The sequence below is a fragment of the Vibrio sp. THAF190c genome (genome assembly GCF_009363355.1).
In the GTDB taxonomy this organism is placed as follows: Bacteria; Pseudomonadota; Gammaproteobacteria; order Enterobacterales; family Vibrionaceae; genus Vibrio; species Vibrio fortis_A.
Genome location: NZ_CP045338.1, coordinates 2,773,204 through 2,791,576, shown reverse-complemented (window position 1 = coordinate 2,791,576; position 18,373 = coordinate 2,773,204). Strand labels below are relative to the sequence as shown.

Annotated in this window: 14 protein-coding genes and 10 tRNA genes; 23 read left to right on the top strand and 1 reads right to left on the bottom strand. The window is 46.3% G+C overall.

From position 1 onward, the window contains the following. Positions 1 to 94: 94 nt before the first annotated feature. Positions 95 to 1,057: an RNA polymerase sigma factor RpoS gene (gene rpoS, locus FIV04_RS12435; protein WP_152469289.1), complete on the top strand. Its 963-nt coding sequence runs from the start codon at positions 95 to 97 to the stop codon at positions 1,055 to 1,057. 85 nt (positions 1,058 to 1,142) lie between these two features. Here rpoS and mutS read toward each other — a convergent pair whose 3' ends face one another. Then, positions 1,143 to 3,704 carry a DNA mismatch repair protein MutS gene (gene mutS / locus FIV04_RS12430; RefSeq protein WP_152469288.1) on the bottom strand — a complete coding sequence of 854 codons (2,562 nt, stop codon included), beginning with the start codon at positions 3,702 to 3,704 and terminating at the stop codon, positions 1,143 to 1,145. A gap of 132 nt (positions 3,705 to 3,836) precedes the next feature. On the opposite strand from mutS, the gene pncC reads away from it, so the two are divergent. The 22 genes from pncC (at position 3,837) to FIV04_RS12315 (ending at position 18,366) form a co-directional block, all read left to right on the top strand. Beyond that, positions 3,837 to 4,328 (top strand): nicotinamide-nucleotide amidase, encoded by a 492-nt coding sequence (pncC, locus tag FIV04_RS12425; protein WP_152469287.1) that lies wholly within the window; start codon positions 3,837 to 3,839, stop codon positions 4,326 to 4,328. 140 nt (positions 4,329 to 4,468) lie between these two features. Then, complete coding sequence (gene recA, locus FIV04_RS12420) at positions 4,469 to 5,506, top strand: recombinase RecA (RefSeq protein ID WP_032549782.1); 1,038 nt, start codon at positions 4,469 to 4,471, stop codon at positions 5,504 to 5,506. Between the two features lie 536 nt (positions 5,507 to 6,042). Beyond that, positions 6,043 to 6,321, top strand: coding sequence for a hypothetical protein (locus FIV04_RS12415; RefSeq protein ID WP_152469286.1), 279 nt, complete (start codon positions 6,043 to 6,045; stop codon positions 6,319 to 6,321). A 60-nt stretch (positions 6,322 to 6,381) separates the two neighbouring features. Further along, a complete protein-coding gene (tpx, locus tag FIV04_RS12410) occupies positions 6,382 to 6,888 on the top strand; it encodes a thiol peroxidase (protein WP_152469285.1) in 507 nt (168 codons plus the stop codon). Between the two features lie 266 nt (positions 6,889 to 7,154). Then, entirely contained in the window at positions 7,155 to 9,737 is a 2,583-nt protein-coding gene (gene alaS / locus FIV04_RS12405) for an alanine--tRNA ligase (RefSeq protein WP_152469284.1), read from the top strand. A gap of 219 nt (positions 9,738 to 9,956) precedes the next feature. Next, positions 9,957 to 11,138: an aspartate kinase gene (locus FIV04_RS12400; protein ID WP_084181818.1), complete on the top strand. Its 1,182-nt coding sequence runs from the start codon at positions 9,957 to 9,959 to the stop codon at positions 11,136 to 11,138. A 92-nt stretch (positions 11,139 to 11,230) separates the two neighbouring features. Then, positions 11,231 to 11,428, top strand: coding sequence for a carbon storage regulator CsrA (gene csrA / locus FIV04_RS12395; RefSeq protein ID WP_004415691.1), 198 nt, complete (start codon positions 11,231 to 11,233; stop codon positions 11,426 to 11,428). A 434-nt stretch (positions 11,429 to 11,862) separates the two neighbouring features. Continuing rightward, positions 11,863 to 11,955, top strand: a tRNA-Ser gene (locus FIV04_RS12390). Positions 11,956 to 11,997: 42 nt separating this feature from the next. Then, positions 11,998 to 12,074 (top strand) — tRNA-Arg (locus tag FIV04_RS12385). 42 nt (positions 12,075 to 12,116) lie between these two features. Then, positions 12,117 to 12,209: transfer RNA gene (locus FIV04_RS12380), tRNA-Ser, on the top strand. A gap of 89 nt (positions 12,210 to 12,298) precedes the next feature. Next, a tRNA-Arg gene (locus tag FIV04_RS12375) sits at positions 12,299 to 12,375 on the top strand. Positions 12,376 to 12,431: 56 nt separating this feature from the next. Next, positions 12,432 to 12,508, top strand: a tRNA-Arg gene (locus tag FIV04_RS12365). A gap of 82 nt (positions 12,509 to 12,590) precedes the next feature. Continuing rightward, positions 12,591 to 12,667 (top strand) — tRNA-Arg (locus FIV04_RS12360). A gap of 57 nt (positions 12,668 to 12,724) precedes the next feature. Continuing rightward, positions 12,725 to 12,801 (top strand) — tRNA-Arg (locus tag FIV04_RS12355). 58 nt (positions 12,802 to 12,859) lie between these two features. After that, positions 12,860 to 12,936 (top strand) — tRNA-Arg (locus FIV04_RS12350). 57 nt (positions 12,937 to 12,993) lie between these two features. Next, positions 12,994 to 13,070 (top strand) — tRNA-Arg (locus FIV04_RS12345). Between the two features lie 67 nt (positions 13,071 to 13,137). Next, a tRNA-Arg gene (locus FIV04_RS12340) sits at positions 13,138 to 13,214 on the top strand. 374 nt (positions 13,215 to 13,588) lie between these two features. Beyond that, the gene (locus FIV04_RS12335; RefSeq protein WP_032549775.1) at positions 13,589 to 13,846 is read left to right on the top strand and encodes an oxaloacetate decarboxylase subunit gamma; all 258 of its coding nucleotides are present in this window, start codon (positions 13,589 to 13,591) and stop codon (positions 13,844 to 13,846) included. A 32-nt stretch (positions 13,847 to 13,878) separates the two neighbouring features. Then, the gene (gene oadA / locus FIV04_RS12330; protein ID WP_152469283.1) at positions 13,879 to 15,666 is read left to right on the top strand and encodes a sodium-extruding oxaloacetate decarboxylase subunit alpha; all 1,788 of its coding nucleotides are present in this window, start codon (positions 13,879 to 13,881) and stop codon (positions 15,664 to 15,666) included. Positions 15,667 to 15,675: 9 nt separating this feature from the next. Next, complete coding sequence (locus FIV04_RS12325) at positions 15,676 to 16,806, top strand: sodium ion-translocating decarboxylase subunit beta (protein WP_032549773.1); 1,131 nt, start codon at positions 15,676 to 15,678, stop codon at positions 16,804 to 16,806. Between the two features lie 154 nt (positions 16,807 to 16,960). Continuing rightward, the gene (locus FIV04_RS12320; RefSeq protein ID WP_152469282.1) at positions 16,961 to 17,911 is read left to right on the top strand and encodes an NADP-dependent oxidoreductase; all 951 of its coding nucleotides are present in this window, start codon (positions 16,961 to 16,963) and stop codon (positions 17,909 to 17,911) included. Beyond that, positions 17,905 to 18,366: a YqaA family protein gene (locus tag FIV04_RS12315; RefSeq protein WP_032549771.1), complete on the top strand. Its 462-nt coding sequence runs from the start codon at positions 17,905 to 17,907 to the stop codon at positions 18,364 to 18,366. The genes FIV04_RS12320 and FIV04_RS12315 overlap by 7 nt, the downstream gene beginning before the upstream one ends. The last annotated feature ends 7 nt before the right edge of the window (positions 18,367 to 18,373 follow it).

Sequence of the window (18,373 nt, the reverse complement as noted above, 5' to 3'; positions counted from 1 at the left end):
ATGAGTGCCGCAATGGTACTTGTATAAAGTGACATAGTCATTTAGCGACATTTGAAGTTGTAATGTCTTGCTAATATCGCCAGGGGGAGGCGTTATGAGTATCAGCAATGCAGTTATTAAAGAAGAGTTCGAACTTGACCAAGAGACCACGGAGTTGGCAAATGTTGAGCAAGGCGAACAAACCGTCACTAAAAAAACAGAAGCAAAAGAAGAAGTCGAAGTGACTTCGAAAAGCCTAGATGCGACTCAGTTGTATTTGGGTGAAATTGGCTTCTCACCACTCTTAACCGCAGAAGAAGAAGTGCTTTATGCTCGTCGCGCCTTACGCGGAGACGAAGCTGCTCGCAAGCGCATGATCGAAAGTAACCTACGTCTTGTGGTTAAAATTTCACGTCGTTACAGCAACCGTGGCTTAGCTCTTCTCGATCTTATCGAAGAGGGTAACCTAGGTTTGATCCGTGCTGTTGAGAAGTTCGATCCAGAACGAGGCTTCCGCTTTTCTACTTACGCAACATGGTGGATTCGTCAAACGATCGAACGTGCGTTGATGAACCAAACGCGTACTATTCGTCTGCCAATTCATGTTGTGAAAGAGCTAAACATCTACCTGCGTACCGCTCGTGAGCTATCACAAAAGCTTGACCATGAGCCAACAGCGGAAGAGATCGCAACCAAGCTAGATAAGCCGGTGAGCGACGTAAGCAAAATGCTACGCCTTAATGAACGTGTAAGCTCAGTCGATACACCAATCGGTGGTGACGGCGAGAAAGCGCTGCTGGACATCATTCCAGACGTAAACAACTCAGACCCAGAAGTGTCGACTCAAGACAGCGATATCAAAACATCACTGATCTACTGGTTAGATGAACTGAATCCTAAGCAGAAAGAAGTGCTTGCACGTCGTTTTGGGCTTCTTGGTTACGAGCCATCGACTCTTGAAGAAGTCGGTCGTGAGCGTGTGCGCCAGATTCAAGTAGAAGGTCTACGTCGTTTAAGAGAAATCCTGATCAAGCAAGGCTTGAATATGGAAAATCTATTCAACGTCGAAAACGATTAGTCTAGTTCTAGAAATGCCCAATAAAAAACGCTGACTCAATGTCAGCGTTTTTGTTTTTATCGAGGTTAAAGAGACTTTCTTTTGACTAGAGAAGTTTCTTTAGGCGGTACAACTCTTCCAGTGCTTGGCGTGGTGTTAGATCATCTGGATCTACGTTTGCTAGCGCTTGCTCTACTTCACTTGGCTCTGGGATAAGACTAAGTTGATTCGCAATATCGACACCGCTTGGTTTTGCTGTTGGTGTCTCAGCACTTAGCGCTTCCAATTGGGTGAGCTTAGCTCGCGCATTCTTAATCACGGCTTTTGGCACTCCCGCAAGCCCAGCTACTGCAAGACCGTAAGATTTGCTTGCAGCACCTTCTTGAACTGCGTGCATGAAGGCAATGCTGTCGCCATGCTCAACGGCATCCAAGTGAACATTCGCCAAGGTTGGGATCTGGTTTGGTAGTTCAGTCAGTTCGAAGTAGTGAGTCGCAAACAGTGTCATCGCATTGATTTGATTTGCTAACCACTCCGCGCTTGCCCAAGCCAGTGATAGGCCATCATAGGTGCTAGTACCACGACCTATCTCATCCATCAGAACCAAGCTGCTCGGTGTTGCGTTATGGAGAATGTTCGCTGTTTCTGTCATCTCTACCATGAAGGTTGAACGGCCAGATGCAAGGTCATCAGATGCACCAATTCGAGTGAAGATACGATCGATAGAGCCAATGGTTGCACTCTCTGCAGGAACGTAACAACCAATATGAGCCATTAGTGCGATCAACGCAGTTTGACGCATATAGGTCGATTTACCGCCCATATTTGGACCTGTGATGATCAGCATCTTACGTTGATCATTCAAGTCAATCGGGTTGGCAATGAAAGGTTCGTCCATCACCTGTTCAACCACAGGGTGACGACCCGCTTGAATGTGAACTCCAGGCTCCTTGTTTAGAGTAGGGCGGCAGTAATCTAAAGTATCAGCACGTTCAGCTAGGTTTTGAAGAACGTCTAATTGCGATACAGAAGAGGCGATGTTCTGCAGTTGCTCTAGGTGCGGCAATAGTAGGTCGAATAGTTCTTCCCAAAGCTGCTTTTCAATCGCTAGTGCTTTAGATTTTGAGTTCAGAACCTTGTCTTCGTGCTCTTTTAGCTCAGGGATAATGTAGCGCTCAGCGTTCTTCAACGTTTGGCGGCGTACGTAATGAGGTGGAACTAAGTGGCTTTGACCCCGGCTCACCTGAATAAAGAAGCCGTGCACGTTGTTGTAGCCAACCTTTAGCGTATCAATCCCGTGGCGTTCACGCTCTTCTGCTTCGAGTTTGTCTAAGTACTCTGTTGCACCGTCTGCAAGGTCGCGCCACTCATCTAGCTCTGCGCTGTACCCTGCAGCAATTACTCCGCCATCGCGAATCACAACTGGTGGGTTCTCTTTGATCGCACGAGTAAGCAGCTCAGACACTTCTTCAAAAGGTGCTGCATATTGTGCAAGCTGAGTCAGGTATGGATGAGAGACTTGTTCTAATGTATCTGCAAGTTCTGGAAGGTAGTCCATCGCTTGACGCAGGCGGGCCATATCACGCGGACGTGCAGAGCGAAGAGCTAATCGAGCAAGGATACGCTCAATATCACCAATCTGTTTCAGTGTTGGCTGCAGCTCTGTGAATAGAGATAAATCTTTCATCTCACCAATTGCATCTAAGCGTTGGTCGAGGGCTGAGATATTGCGCATTGGCTGATGTAACCAACGCTTGAGCATACGGCTACCCATTGGCGTTGCTGTGTGATCGAGCACTTCTGCCAGCGTGTTGTCGGTGCCACCTGCAAGGTTATGAGTGATCTCTAGGTTGCGACGAGTCGCTGCATCTAAGATCACAGAGTGATCTTGGCGATCATAAGTCAGTGAGCGAATATGCGGTAGAGCGGTACGTTGGGTATCTTTTACATATTGGATCAAACAACCCGCAGCACATAGACCAAGCTTGGCATGTTCCACACCAAAGCCGACAAGGTCGCGAGTACCGAACTGTTTGTTGAGTTGCTGCTTGGCCGTATCTAATTCAAACTCCCATACTGGGCGACGGCGGTTACCGTTACGGTTCGCCATTAACTCTACAGGTTCGAAGTCTTCTGGAAAGAGCAGTTCTCTTGGAGAAGTGCGTTGCAATTCAGCGGCCATTGACTCTTCGGTCTCTGGCTCCGAAAGTTGGAATCGACCTGAAGTGATATCTAAAGTTGCGTAACCAAACTTGCCGTTGTGGTGATAAATCGCAGCAATCAGATTATCAACGCGCTCAGAAAGAAGGGCTTCGTCAGTGACGGTACCCGGTGTCACGATACGAACAACGGCACGCTCTACTGGACCTTTCGATGTCGCAGGGTTACCGATTTGTTCGCAGATCGCCACAGATTCACCGAGTTGAACCAGTTTAGCGAGGTAGCCTTCTACAGCATGAAACGGCACGCCTGCCATTGGGATAGGTTCGCCAGCAGATGAGCCACGTTTGGTTAGGGAAATATCAAGGAGTTGAGAGGCTCTTTTGGCATCATCATAGAAAAGCTCGTAGAAATCTCCCATGCGATAGAAAAGCAGGATCTCTGGATTCTCTGCTTTGAGTTTTAGGTACTGCTGCATCATGGGAGTATGTTTTTGATCGGCTTTCACTGTTAACTTCTTTCGTTTATTTCTATTGCGGCTTAGGATACGTGAAAGCGATACCTGCGAAAAGCGGCGCAAGCGATAAAGATTCAAATTCACTCATGTAGAAACCATGCAGAAACAATGGAGTTTGTCACCATGTCATCGATTCAACAACTCAGCGAAAAACTCGGCCAGCTTTTATTAAAAAATCAGCACGTTTTGGTCACGGCAGAGTCGTGTACTGGTGGTGGCGTTGCAAGTGCAATCACAGATATAGCCGGTAGTTCAGCATGGTTTGACCGTGCTTTTATCACTTACAGCAATGAAGCCAAACAAGAGATGATTGACGTGCAAGATGCAACGCTGGAAGCGCATGGTGCAGTCAGTGAGGCTGTGGTGGTTGAAATGGCGCAAGGCGCGTTGGCGCACTCTAATGGCACGATCGCCGTATCGATCAGTGGTATTGCAGGCCCTGGCGGAGGCAGTGAAGAGAAGCCCGTCGGCACGGTCTGTTTTGCTTGGGCTTCAAACAGTGGTTGGCAAAAAGTAGAAACGCATGTATTTGCGGGTGATCGATCACAAGTACGACAACAAGCGACCGCCTGTGCGCTTGAGGTTATTTATGATTACCTGTTGGAAGAGAAGTAACAATTGTACAAATAATTTTCATACAGGTATGGACACTGTATGAATCAACAGTATAATAAACACCAATTAGTCACCCCTATGTGGGTTAGAAACAGATTCTAAATCGCTTGTTATAGACAACCGATTATGTGGAGATAGTAATGGACGAGAATAAACAAAAAGCGTTAGCCGCAGCCCTTGGTCAGATTGAAAAGCAGTTTGGTAAAGGCTCTATCATGCGTCTTGGTGACAACCGCACAATGGATGTAGAAACGATTTCTACTGGCTCGCTATCTCTAGATATCGCACTAGGTGCTGGTGGTCTACCAATGGGTCGTATCGTTGAGATCTACGGTCCAGAATCATCAGGTAAAACAACCCTAACACTAGAGCTTATTGCAGCAGCTCAACGTGAAGGCAAAACGTGTGCATTCGTCGATGCAGAGCACGCACTAGACCCTATCTACGCTCAAAAACTGGGTGTTGATATCGATGCACTTCTTGTTTCTCAACCAGATACAGGTGAGCAAGCACTAGAAATCTGTGATGCGCTAGCGCGTTCAGGTGCGATTGACGTTCTTGTTGTCGACTCAGTAGCAGCATTGACACCGAAAGCGGAAATCGAAGGCGAAATGGGCGACAGCCACATGGGGCTTCAAGCACGTATGCTTTCTCAAGCTATGCGTAAGCTAACGGGTAACCTTAAGCAATCTAACTGTATGTGTATCTTCATCAACCAAATTCGTATGAAGATCGGTGTTATGTTTGGTAACCCAGAGACGACGACTGGTGGTAACGCACTTAAGTTCTACGCATCTGTTCGTCTTGATATTCGTCGTACTGGCTCTATCAAAGAGGGCGACGAGATTGTTGGTAACGAAACTCGTATCAAGGTTGTTAAGAACAAGATTGCTGCACCATTTAAGCAAGCAGAAACTCAAATTTTATACGGCCAAGGCTTCAACCGTGAAGGTGAGCTGATTGACCTAGGTGTTAAGCACAAGCTAATTGAAAAGGCAGGTGCTTGGTACAGCTACAACGGCGATAAGATTGGTCAAGGTAAAGCGAACGCTGGTAAGTTCCTTCGTGAGAACCCAGAAGCAGCGAAAACTATCGATGCTAAACTTCGTGAAATGCTACTGACTCCAGCTCAGCCTGAAGAGCCAGAGACTGGCGAAATGCCACAAGAAGAGTTGTAATTTACCTGCAGCCTGATATTGAAAGCCTCGCTTATGCGGGGCTTTTTTATGCCCGCTACCCTTAGTTGTTATTTCTCCTCTGCATCTTATTAAGTTTTTCTACCCCACCACCAAAAACTCACGGCTACTGCCTGAGAACTCTTGGCTTTGTCTTGCTTAGCTTTGCTTACTGTAGTGCCTTTGTTGACTGTCATATCTTGCTAGGAATTTGTTTCCTCTATTGCATTGTGCTGAGAACAGGAAAACAAAATTCCATGTCGTACTTTTCTTCGTGCAGATTTAATCACAATGAAACACCTTAGTCAGATTTGATTGAAAATCTATTTCAATATTTATCAGTGTCTTACGTTGATGATTTTGTTGGTCGTTACATTTTTATGCGCTGATGTTTTAGTAAGGTGTGATGTTTTATCCGTCATTACATTTTGCTTTGAGAAAGGTTTGTGGCTCGGCGTTATATCGAGTGATAAATTTTTTCCACGATTTGAGGTTACTGATAGTTAAGTTATTAATTTGTTTTGTGAATAGGTAAGAGAATGTCAAAGATTAAGAAAAAAGACGCAGAGTTGGCGACGCATTTGCTAGAGGAGTATCGAACGATGACGTCGATCGAATCCTTTCAACTGGATGTGCTGCAAAGCCTAGTCAAAGTGCTGTCTGCAAACATTAAGTCATTAGACGATAATGACCGTGCCGTCTTACTGAATCTTGCCAAGCAGCACATCGATGTAGAAATGGACTTTTCACAATCTGTTGGCTTCGACGGTGCGCTACCAAAGCTGAGCGAATTTAAAACGGTTATTAACGTCACTTAAACAACACGAGAAAAATAAAACAGATGGCTTTTAGAGTCGTCGCAATCAAAAGGATAAATCATGAATAAAGTTACATTTCTTGGTGAAGAAGTTGTATTGGCAGGTAATTTCCCAAGTAAAGGCGAGCAACTAGTTACACCTGAGTTGTGTACTCTGTCGCTTAACCCATTGACAATCTCTGATGTAGACAGCAAGTACAAGCTGATCTACCTATTTCCGAGTATCGATACTCCAGTATGCGCGGCAACGACCAAGAGCCTATCTGAACTGGCGCAACTAAACCTGAAAGATGTTTCGGTTTACACTGTGTCAGCAGATCTGCCATTTGCTTTGGCGCGATACAATGAAGCATCTGAGATTGCGAACGTTGAGCACCTTTCTGTGTTTAAAGATGCGGCTGCGCTAAACGCATTTGGTGTTGAAATTAAAGACCATGCACTGACAGGTCTAGCGTCACGAGCGGTTATCCTATTGGATAGCGAAAACAAAGTGATTCATAGCGAGCTCGTTAGCGAAATCACTGAAGCGCCTAACTTCAACCTAGTCGTTGAAGCGATTCAAGGCTAATTCGTTCTTATTATTAACCTCAAGGCTTATGGTCTTGAGGTTTTTTCATTTAATGGGTTGGTTAATCGACTCTATATTTATTGTCGAGCTTAAGCATGTCGCTGCGTTATTTTCTGCGCCGTTTGATGGCAATGACTCTCGATTTTGAATAATTCCGACCAAAATTCCATCCTAACGGTTCTTTTGTACAAGAAAACTAGTCGAAGCCTTAACCATGATCTACAATACGGCAAAATTCTAACTCGACTATTTTCAGGAAGAGCTGCATGTACATGAGCACTGATGAGGTTCGCAACGCGTTCCTTAAGTTCTTTGAGAGCAAAGGACACCAAATCGTAGACAGTTCATCGTTAGTTCCACATAACGATCCAACCCTGCTATTCACTAACGCAGGTATGAACCAATTCAAAGATTGTTTCTTAGGCGCCGAAAAGCGTGCCTACACTCGAGCGACTACGGCTCAACGTTGTGTACGTGCTGGCGGTAAACACAATGACCTTGAAAACGTAGGTTTCACGGCTCGTCACCACACATTCTTTGAAATGCTTGGTAACTTCAGCTTTGGTGACTACTTCAAAGAAGACGCGATTGCGTTTGCTTGGGAATTCCTAACTGAAACTCTTCAACTGCCAAAAGATCGTCTATTGGTAACGGTATACGAGACAGATGACGAAGCATTCGATATCTGGAACAAGAAAGTAGGCGTACCAGCTGACCGTATCGTTCGCATCGGCGACAAAGAAGGCGGTAAACAGTTCGAGTCTGACAACTTCTGGACAATGGGTGACACAGGTCCTTGTGGTCCATGCACTGAAATTTTCTACGATCACGGTGAGCACATTTGGGGCGGCCGTCCAGGCACTCCTGAAGAAGATGGTGACCGTTTCATCGAGATCTGGAACAACGTATTCATGCAGTTCAACCGTCACGCAGACGGCACCATGGAAGCGCTACCTAAGCCTGCTGTTGATACAGGTATGGGTATTGAACGTATCTCTGCAATCATGCAAGGCGTACACTCAAACTACGAAATCGATGTATTCCAAAAGCTAATCAAAGCAACGGCTGAAACGATCGGTTACGAAGACCTATCAAACCAGTCGCTACGCGTTATTGCTGACCACATCCGTTCTTGTTCATTCCTGATCGCTGACGGCGTTATGCCTTCAAACGAAGGTCGTGGTTACGTTCTACGTCGTATTATTCGTCGTGCAGTTCGTCACGGTAACAAGCTAGGTGCACAAGGCGTATTCTTCCACAAACTTGTGGGTGTACTAGCTGAAGTGATGGGCTCTGCAGCAGACGAGCTGAAGAAGCAACAAGAGCTTGTTGAAAAAGTACTTCGTATCGAAGAAGAGAACTTTGGTCGCACACTAGAGCGCGGCATGGTTATCCTGAACGAAGCACTAGACGCACTTGAAGGCAAAGAGCTAGACGGTGAAACAGTATTCAAACTTTACGATACCTACGGCTTCCCAGCTGATTTAACTAACGATGTAGCTCGTGAGCGCGACTTCACAATTGATGAAGAAGGCTTCGAGAAGGCGATGGAAGTTCAACGTCAGCGCGCACGTGAAGCGGGCCAATTCGGTACTGACTACAACGCGACGATCAAAGTGGAAATCAACACTGAGTTCTGTGGTTACACAGGTACAGAAGGTGCTGGTGAGATCTCTGCACTGTTCGTTGAAGGCGAAGAGGTTGCTTCTCTGTCTGCGGGCGATAAAGCAATCATCATCCTTGAAGAGACGCCATTCTACGCTGAATCAGGCGGTCAATGTGGTGATACAGGTACGCTAAAAACTGCGTCTGGTCTGTTCAAAGTTGAAGACACTCAAAAGCTAGGTAACGCATTTGCCCACCACGGTGAGCTGGTTGAAGGTGTATTCGCGAAAGGCGATAAAGTAGAAGCAACCGTAGACGCTGAGCGTCGTGCTGCTATCTCTCTGAACCACTCTGCAACTCACTTACTTCACGCTGCGCTGCGCGAAGTTCTTGGTGAGCACGTAGCTCAAAAAGGTTCTTTGGTTAAGCCAGACAACCTACGTTTTGACTTCTCTAACCTTGAAGCGGTAACACCAGCACAACTTAAAGAAGTTGAGCGTCTAGTTAACGCACAAATTCGTAAGAACCATGTGATTGAAACCAACATCATGGACATCGAATCAGCGAAAGCGAAAGGTGCAATGGCACTGTTCGGTGAGAAGTACGATGATGAAGTTCGCGTACTGTCTATGGGTGAGTTCTCTACTGAGCTTTGTGGTGGTATCCACGCTTCAAACACGGGTGACATTGGCCTGTTCAAGATCACTTCTGAAGGTGGTATCGCAGCGGGTATCCGTCGTATCGAAGCGGTAACGGGTGAAGCAGCACTCGATGCTATCGAAGAGCAACAAGCGAAATACGAAGAGAAGATCGCTGAATCTGCTTCTAAGGCGAAAGCTCTAGAGAAAGAGATTCAGAAGCTAAAAGAGAAGATGGCTGCATCTGAAAGTGCAAACATCATGGGTAAAGCACAAGAAATCAACGGCGTAAAAGTTCTGATCGCTGGTATGGAAGGTGCGGATCCTAAGAACTTACGTACTATGGTTGATAACGCTAAGAACCAAATGGGTAGCGGCGTTGTGATGCTGGCTAACATAAACGGTGACAAGATTGGTCTTATCGCTGGTGTAACTAAAGACCTTATCGGCAAAGTAAAAGCGGGTGACCTAGTGAAGATGGTTGCTGAGCAAGTAGGCGGTAAAGGTGGTGGTCGTCCTGACATGGCGCAAGCAGGTGGTACAGATGTATCAGCTCTGCCTGAAGCGATGAAGTCAGTTCAACCATGGCTAGAAGAGCGCCTATAAAACTTATCTCTTGATTCAAAGATGCCCAATCACCCGATTGGGCATCTTTTATTTTGTATCATCGATAATTGTTCAAATTTGTAGATTTCATTGAAATTAGCTAAGAGGCCGAGAGCCTATCCCGACCTCTTGGGTAATTTTTATGACTTCGCTATGACGCGAAGTGTGTTGTTTTGTCATATATAGACATTGGTCTTGGGAAGGTGAGGACGGGTGAAAATGCCTCTTATCGTGCAGAAATTTGGTGGAACGTCAGTGGGCTCTATCGAGAGAATCCACTCAGTTGCAGAGAAAATCATTGAAGCAAAAAACGACGGGAATCAAGTCGTGGTGGTGGTCTCTGCAATGTCAGGAGAAACAAACCGGTTAGTTGATTTAGCCAATCAGATAGATTGCGTACCAAACGCGAGAGAATTGGATGTCTTATTGACAGCCGGTGAACAGGTCTCGATGGCTCTATTAGCAATGACGTTACACAAATTGGGCTATGAAGCGACATCGATGACAGGTTATCAAGCCAAGATTCACACCGACTCAAACCACAATAATGCAGCGATCACTCATATCGATACCACTCCGATTGAAGCCTTGCTTGAACAAGGGCAGATCGTGATTGTGGCCGGCTTTCAGGGCGTCAATCATAAAGGTGATATCACAACTCTGGGGCGTGGCGGATCGGACACCAGTGCTGTTGCGCTAGCGGGAGCACTCGATGCCCAAGAATGTCAGATCTATACTGATGTTGATGGTGTCTACTCTTGTGACCCGAGAGTGGTTAAGGATTCCAAACGTCTACCTCAACTGGATTTCCCTTCGATGGAAGAGATGGCGCGCTGCGGAGCTAAGGTTTTACACCTACCGTGCGTTCAATTTGCATGGAAGCATCAAGTGCCACTACGAGTACTATCAAGCTTTGAGAAGGGTGAGGGCACCTTAATTTCAGGTGAAGAGTGTTTGAATGACATTTCTGGCATCGCCATTCAGAAAGATATGGTGTTGATAGAATGCGCATTAGAAGAGCTGTCGTCTCTCATATCACAAGCGCAACTTCTTGGTATCGAAGTGTGTAGTGTGATCGAGGAAACAGAACGAGCAGCAGTGGTGATTAAACGCGACGCAAGTACGAAATTAAAGCTAGTTTTTGCTGAAAAAATCCGTAATAGTGAACAAGTTAGTTTGTTAACTGTAGTAGGTAGTCGAACACAAGATATTGTGGTCAGTTCACATGGATTGTTGTCTGAAGGCGAGGTTGATGTACAGCATCACTTATTGCAGCAGCAGTCTTTAACCCTGGTGGTTTCTCCCGACCAGGTCGATACAGCTGCTAACATACTACACAAAGCATACATTGTAGCGCGTGAAACACAGGGTTATCTTAAAAAAGAAGTGCATTTTGGTTAAATAAACTCATTCGATAGTTTACGAAAATATAACTTTTGGTGGATAATGCTCTCGTAGCTAGATAAATTTAGAGATTACTCAAGGAGCAAAGAATGCTAATTTTGACTCGCCGCGTTGGCGAAACACTGATGATTGGTGATGAAGTAACAGTGACTGTACTGGGCGTTAAAGGTAACCAAGTACGTATTGGTGTTAATGCACCTAAAGAAGTATCTGTTCACCGTGAAGAGATCTACATGCGCATTCAAGCTGAAAAAGGTAATGGTAACGTTGCATCTGGCAACTACTAATACTTTCGCGTAGAAAAAGGGCTAGCACTGTTGCTAGCCTTTTTTGATCTTGGTGTTTTAAACCAAGAATAGGTGATAGCGATAGTGAGTAGTTGAAACATTTGCTGCAATTCCGCTTTCACCGATAAACACTATAGCTGTGTCACGAGTTTGTCTTTTTTCTTGCATTCACATGTAGCGAAATTTTTAGGCTCGTAGTATGGTTGCTTATGCACTGACAATGTCATTGTTGAAAATTAGATAACTTAATTCAGCTCGTAATCTTGCTAATCTTTCACCTTAATTTTTAAGGGAAAAAGAGCCTTTTGATACTAATAAGTTCAAATAGCAAGCGCTTTGATTAAATTGCAAACGGTTGAGTGTTTTTATCCATTTTTTTTCAATAAAGTGTTTGACATATTTTCGGTAAAACGTAATATGTGCCTCCGCAAGACGGTGAGGTGGCCGAGAGGCCGAAGGCGCTCCCCTGCTAAGGGAGTATGTGGTTTGTAGCTGCATCGAGGGTTCGAATCCCTCCCTCACCGCCATTTCTTGCGAGTCTAAACGTAGCAAGTTAGACAACAATATGTGCGCTCTTAGCTCAGCTGGATAGAGTACCTGGCTACGAACCAGGCGGTCGGAGGTTCGAATCCTCCAGAGCGCGCCATTATCTCTCTTATCATAAGATAGGTGTGATAATAATGAATTAGGTGAGGTGGCCGAGTGGCCGAAGGCGCTCCCCTGCTAAGGGAGTATGTGGTTTGTAGCTGCATCGAGGGTTCGAATCCCTCCCTCACCGCCATTCATTACAGGCCGATGGCCTTTTTTTTGTTTCGTTGTAAGCAAAATGTGATATATTTCACAACTTCATTCGAAAGAGTGAAACACCGCGCGCTCTTAGCTCAGCTGGATAGAGTACCTGGCTACGAACCAGGCGGTCGGAGGTTCGAATCCTCCAGAGCGCGCCACTATTTTGGGTTTCTTAGTGAACTCCTGATATTGGAATACCGATATCGAAAACCGTGCGTCCTTAGCTCAGCTGGATAGAGTACCTGGCTACGAACCAGGCGGTCGGAGGTTCGAATCCTCCAGGACGCGCCACTTATTCTAGGGCTTTCTTTCTTAATAGAATGAGAATCCTGATATTGATTATTATGCCTTTGGCAATTAATATCGAAACCGTGCGCTCTTAGCTCAGCTGGATAGAGTACCTGGCTACGAACCAGGCGGTCGGAGGTTCGAATCCTCCAGAGCGCGCCACTATTTAGGGTTTCCTAGTGAACTCCTGATGTTGGTTACACCGATATCGAAAACTGTGCGTCCTTAGCTCAGCTGGATAGAGTACCTGGCTACGAACCAGGCGGTCGGAGGTTCGAATCCTCCAGGACGCGCCACTATTTAAGGGTTTCCTAGTGAACTCCTGATATTGGTAATGCTGATATCAAAAACTGTGCGCTCTTAGCTCAGCTGGATAGAGTACCTGGCTACGAACCAGGCGGTCGGAGGTTCGAATCCTCCAGAGCGCGCCACTATTTAGGGTTTCCTAGTGAACTCCTGATGTTGGTATCACCGATATCGAAAACCGTGCGTCCTTAGCTCAGCTGGATAGAGTACCTGGCTACGAACCAGGCGGTCGGAGGTTCGAATCCTCCAGGACGCGCCACTATTTAAAGGCTTCCTCTCTTATGAGCATGGAATCCTAGTATTGACTTTAGTTGATACAAAACCGCGCGCTCTTAGCTCAGCTGGATAGAGTACCTGGCTACGAACCAGGCGGTCGGAGGTTCGAATCCTCCAGAGCGCGCCACTATTCAAAGAAAGCCTCGTTTATACGAGGTTTTTTTTCGTCTCAAGCTTTTATTGTTAATTAAATGTTAACATTTAATTTTCTCTAACTTGTTGTATTTATTGTAATTAGTTATATCTAACTACTTATTCTACCTTGCTCATATCATTTCCAGAAAAACTCCTAATTAAGTCGCAGTTTATTCACCTAAAAATCATTAATTTGTCAGATTTATGTGATCTGTATGGCGAATAATTAACCTGATCTGTGTGTTATCCGTAACACAGCCTTAAACAAAATTGACAAACTTTTACCAATCGAGATAATCCATGGGTCGGGATCATTATTCGCTGAAATCCTGCACACATGTCAGGATGACAAAGAAAGGAAGCAACATGACTAATATAGGAAGCCTGCTAGGAGATGCGGCAACCCTAATGGTGACAGGTATGTCTGTCGTCTTTATCTTCTTAACTATTCTCGTTTATCTCGTTCGGTTAATGTCGAAACTGGTACCAGAAGAAGTACCCGAGCCGATCGCTGCACCAAAAACAATTCAAAAATCACAATCAACCCCTTCTGCTGTTAGTCCACAGGTTGTGGCAGCAATATCGTCCGCGGTTCATCAATACCGTGTATCGACTGCTAAGTAGCAATTAAAAAGGATTAAAAGGAGTTAATGAGCATGTCTAAACCACTAGCTATCACAGACGTGGTACTTCGTGACGCCCATCAGTCACTATTTGCTACAAGAATGCGTATCGAGGATATGCTGCCAATCGCAGCTGAACTGGATAAAGTTGGATACTGGTCACTTGAAACATGGGGCGGGGCAACCTTCGATTCATGTATTCGTTTCTTGGGCGAAGACCCATGGGAGCGTCTGCGTGAGCTGAAAAAAGCGATGCCAAACACCCCAATGCAAATGCTACTTCGTGGTCAAAACCTTTTAGGCTACCGTCATTATGCAGACGACGTGGTAGAGAAATTTGTAGAGCGTGCACACAAGAACGGGATGGATGTATTCCGTATTTTTGATGCAATGAATGACGTACGTAACTTTGAGAAAGCGGTAAAAGCAACGGTTGATGTTGGCGCACACGCTCAAGGTACTCTGTCGTACACCACAAGCCCAGTGCACAACGCAGATACTTGGGTTGATCTTGCTAAGCGATTAGAAGATCTAGGCTGTCACTCGCTTTGTATCAAAGATATGTCAGGTCTTCTGAAGCCTTATGAAGCAGAAGAACTGATCACACGTATTAAAGCGTCGTGTGATGTTCCTCTAGCACTACACAGCCACGCTACAACGGGTCTATCAACGGCAACAGCTGTGAAAGCGGTTGAAGCGGGTATCGATATTCTAGATACCGCTATCTCTTCAATGAGCTGTACGTACGGCCACACACCAACAGAAACGGTTGTTGCTATGCTGGAAGGCACTGAGCGTGCAACTGGCCTTAAGCTTGACCAAATTGAACCGATCGCTGCTTACTTCCGCGAAGTTCGTAAGAAGTACGCGAAGTGGGAAGGTCAATTGAAGGGTGTCGACTCACGTATCCTGATTGCTCAAGTACCAGGCGGTATGTTGACGAACATGGAAGGTCAACTGAAAGAGCAAGGCGCTGCGGATCGCATGGATGAAGTTCTGGAAGAGATCCCACGCGTACGTAAAGAGCTGGGCTACATCCCATTGGTAACGCCAACTTCTCAAATCGTCGGTACGCAAGCGGTAATCAACGTTCTAACGGGTGAACGCTACAAGAGCATCACGAAAGAAACAGCGGGTCTTTTGAAAGGCGAATACGGTCAAGCGCCCGCTGAGCTGGATGCAGAACTGCAAGCGAAAGTATTAGACGGTGCTGAGCCAATTACATGTCGTCCTGCTGATCTGCTTAAGTCAGAAATGGATGATCTAACTACTGATTTGTTAGAAAAAGCGAAAGCAGAAGGTATTTCTCTGGCTGAAGATACCGTCGATGATGTGCTGACTTACGCGCTTTTCCCACAAGTTGGTCTTAAGTTCCTGAAGAATCGTCACAACCCTGAAGCCTTTGAGCCTGCACCAGGTACTGAAGTTGAAGCTCCAGCAGCTGCAGCTCCTGCACCGGCCGCGGGTGGCATTGAAAGCTACAGCGTGAAAGTAGATGGTCAAGTATACGATGTTGAAGTCGGCCCTCAAGGTCAACTGACATCAGTATCTCCTGCAGCACAACCTGCTCAGCAAAGTGCACCAGCAGCAGCCCCTGCGGCATCGAACGCGGAATCTGTACCAGCACCACTGGCTGGCAACATCTTTAAAGTCAACGTACAGCCGGGTGCTCAAGTAGCAGAAGGTGACGTTCTACTGATCCTAGAAGCGATGAAGATGGAGACTGAAGTTCGTGCAGCGCGTGGTGGTATCGTGCAAGAGCTAAATGTTAAAGAAGGCGATGCAGTTACTGTAGGCGCTCCACTACTAAGCTTGGCGTAAGGGAGTACCATGGAAGGATTGATGACCTTATGGTCTGAAACGGGTATTGCTAACTTTGAGTTTGGTCAGATCTGCATGATGTTGGTTGGCTGCTTACTGTTGTTCTTGGCAATTCGTAAAGGATTTGAACCCCTACTACTGCTACCGATTGGTTTCGGTGCAGTATTGGCAAACATTCCTAATGCTGGCTTTACTGAGCCGGGTGGTCTGCTGTACTACGTTTACTACATTGGGATTGAAACGGGCATCTTCCCGCTTCTGATCTTTATGGGCGTTGGTGCTATGACTGACTTCGGTGCGTTGATCGCTAACCCGAAAACATTGTGGCTTGGCGCGGCAGCGCAGTTTGGTATCTTTGCAACGCTATTCGGTGCGATCTTGTTGAACTACGTACCTGGTATGGAGTTCTCGATGGCGGATGCTTCGTCTATCGCGATCATTGGTGGTGCAGATGGCCCAACGGCAATCTTCTTAGCCAGCCAGTTGTCTCCGGATCTATTGGGTGCGATTGCGGTTGCAGCATACAGCTATATGGCGCTTGTACCAATTATCCAGCCGCCAATCATGAAGGCACTGACATCTCCAGAAGAGCGTAAGATTCAGATGGCTCAGCTGCGTCACGTGAGCAAGGGTGAGAAGATCCTTTTCCCGCTTGCCGTGCTGCTGATGACGATTCTGTTCCTACCATCGGCAACGCCGCTAGTAGGTATGTTCTGTCTAGGTAACCTGATGCGTGAAGCCGGTGTGGTCGATCGTCTATCGAAGACAGCTCAAAACGAGTTGATCAACGTTGTGACTATCTTCCTTGGCCTAGGTGTCGGCTCTAAGCTACAAGCAGATACCTTCTTGAACCTAGAGACACTTGGTATTCTTGGTCTAGGTGCTGTTGCATTCAGTATCGGTACTGCGGGTGGTGTGTTAATGGCGAAGCTATTGAACAAGCTATCTAAAGAAGATATCAACCCTCTTATTGGCGCGGCGGGTGTCTCTGCTGTACCAATGGCGGCACGTGTAGTGAACAAGGTTGGCCTAGAGGCTAACCCACAAAACTTCCTACTAATGCATGCTATGGGGCCAAACGTTGCGGGCGTACTGGGAAGTGCGGTAGCGGCAGGTATCTTGTTGGCTCTAGTGGGTTAAGCAGGTTACATCTTGCCAAGCGATTGAGTTAATTGATGGTTAATTTTCAAACCAGTGGTTAACTTAGCCTAACAAAATGGTTTATAGTCGAAGGGATGCTTGTGCATCCCTTTCTTTTATTCGTTAGGTTTTAACTAATTAGGGACGTGTTGAAATGGAAAATAAACAGATAGCGATTACCGAGTTTGGCGGGGTAGAAAACCTTGTGCTTCAGACCAGTGCGATACCAGAACCTCAAGAGGGTGAGGTTCTGGTTAAGGTTGCGTTCTCTGGCGTTAACCCAATTGATGTTAAAACCCGTGCGGGATTAGGTTGGGCTGCTGCACAGAACAAAGATAATCTTCCTTGGGTTCCTGGCTACGACATTTCGGGTCAAGTGATTGCTTGTGGTGAGTCGGCAGAGCGCTTCTCTGTTGGCGCTAATGTCGCGGGTTTCATTGGATTTCCGCTTCAAGGTGGCGGCTATAGCCAATATGTTGCGGTACCAGAGAGCGCTTTGAGTGCTGTACCTGACGCAGTGACTCTAGAAGCTGCAGCAGCACTGCCATTGGCTAGTCAAACTGCTGCACAGGCGCTAAATAAAGCTGAAGTGAAAGAGGGCGATCGCGTTCTGATATTGGCTGGTGCAGGTGGTGTTGGTCACCTAGCGGTGCAGATTGCCGTCGCAGCGAAAGCTGAAGTCTACACCACATGTAGCGAATCAAACCTCGATTACCTTGCCACACTTGGTGCTCATGCTATCAACTATCAGTTTGCTCCTGCTTCAGAGCGAGTGTCTGACGTTGATGTTCTGATTGACCTTGTTGGTGGCGACACGGCGCTTGATGCACTTAAGTGTCTGAAAGACGGCGCTCGGGTGGTCACAGTACCAACGCTATCGGCAGAGCTAATCTGTGAAAAGGCTCAGCTGTTAGGCTTTACGGCAAGCGGCATGTTGGTTGAGCCACAACCTGAGCAAATGGATACCATGCTATACATGGTGAGTGTTGGTCTCTTAAAGACAGAAGTGCAACGTATCTTCCCTATAGAGGAAGCACAAGCAGCGCACTTACAGGTTGAAACTGGTCATACACGAGGCAAAGTTCTACTGGATATGAAGTGCTAGAATCATTTAATTCACTGTTTGAAGCCATAGCGCTGTGGTTCTCTGATTCCGCGCTATGGGTACTATTCATTAGTGGCTTTCTCAGTGCCACATTGTTACCCGGAGGTTCAGAAGCCAGCCTTATTGCTGCTTTGAGCCTCAACCAATTCTCAACGTTCTCGATTATTTTGGTCTCAACTGTAGGTAACACCCTAGGTGGACTAACCAACTATTGGATTGGTTTATGGTTGCCTAATCGAACTCAATCCGAGAAGCATGGTCATAAAGCTATATCTTGGTTGCGTCGCTATGGTTATTGGACCCTATTATTCAGCTGGTTGCCCGTGATCGGTGACCCATTATGTCTGGCTGCGGGTTGGCTTCGAATGAAGTTCTTACCAAGTTTGATATTGATTGCGATCGGCAAAGCACTGCGATACAGCTTATTGGCTGGCATCTATTTCGGTTTTTTCTAAGGAGAAC

Coding starts and splice junctions, on each gene's coding strand:
- tpx (WP_152469285.1), top strand. CDS start 6,382: ATGAATAAAGTTACATTTCTTGGTGAAGAAGTTGTATTGGCAGGTAAT.
- recA (WP_032549782.1), top strand. CDS start 4,469: ATGGACGAGAATAAACAAAAAGCGTTAGCCGCAGCCCTTGGTCAGATT.
- alaS (WP_152469284.1), top strand. CDS start 7,155: ATGTACATGAGCACTGATGAGGTTCGCAACGCGTTCCTTAAGTTCTTT.
- FIV04_RS12400 (WP_084181818.1), top strand. CDS start 9,957: ATGCCTCTTATCGTGCAGAAATTTGGTGGAACGTCAGTGGGCTCTATC.
- FIV04_RS12325 (WP_032549773.1), top strand. CDS start 15,676: ATGGAAGGATTGATGACCTTATGGTCTGAAACGGGTATTGCTAACTTT.
- FIV04_RS12335 (WP_032549775.1), top strand. CDS start 13,589: ATGACTAATATAGGAAGCCTGCTAGGAGATGCGGCAACCCTAATGGTG.
- oadA (WP_152469283.1), top strand. CDS start 13,879: ATGTCTAAACCACTAGCTATCACAGACGTGGTACTTCGTGACGCCCAT.
- rpoS (WP_152469289.1), top strand. CDS start 95: ATGAGTATCAGCAATGCAGTTATTAAAGAAGAGTTCGAACTTGACCAA.
- FIV04_RS12320 (WP_152469282.1), top strand. CDS start 16,961: ATGGAAAATAAACAGATAGCGATTACCGAGTTTGGCGGGGTAGAAAAC.
- csrA (WP_004415691.1), top strand. CDS start 11,231: ATGCTAATTTTGACTCGCCGCGTTGGCGAAACACTGATGATTGGTGAT.
- pncC (WP_152469287.1), top strand. CDS start 3,837: ATGTCATCGATTCAACAACTCAGCGAAAAACTCGGCCAGCTTTTATTA.
- FIV04_RS12415 (WP_152469286.1), top strand. CDS start 6,043: ATGTCAAAGATTAAGAAAAAAGACGCAGAGTTGGCGACGCATTTGCTA.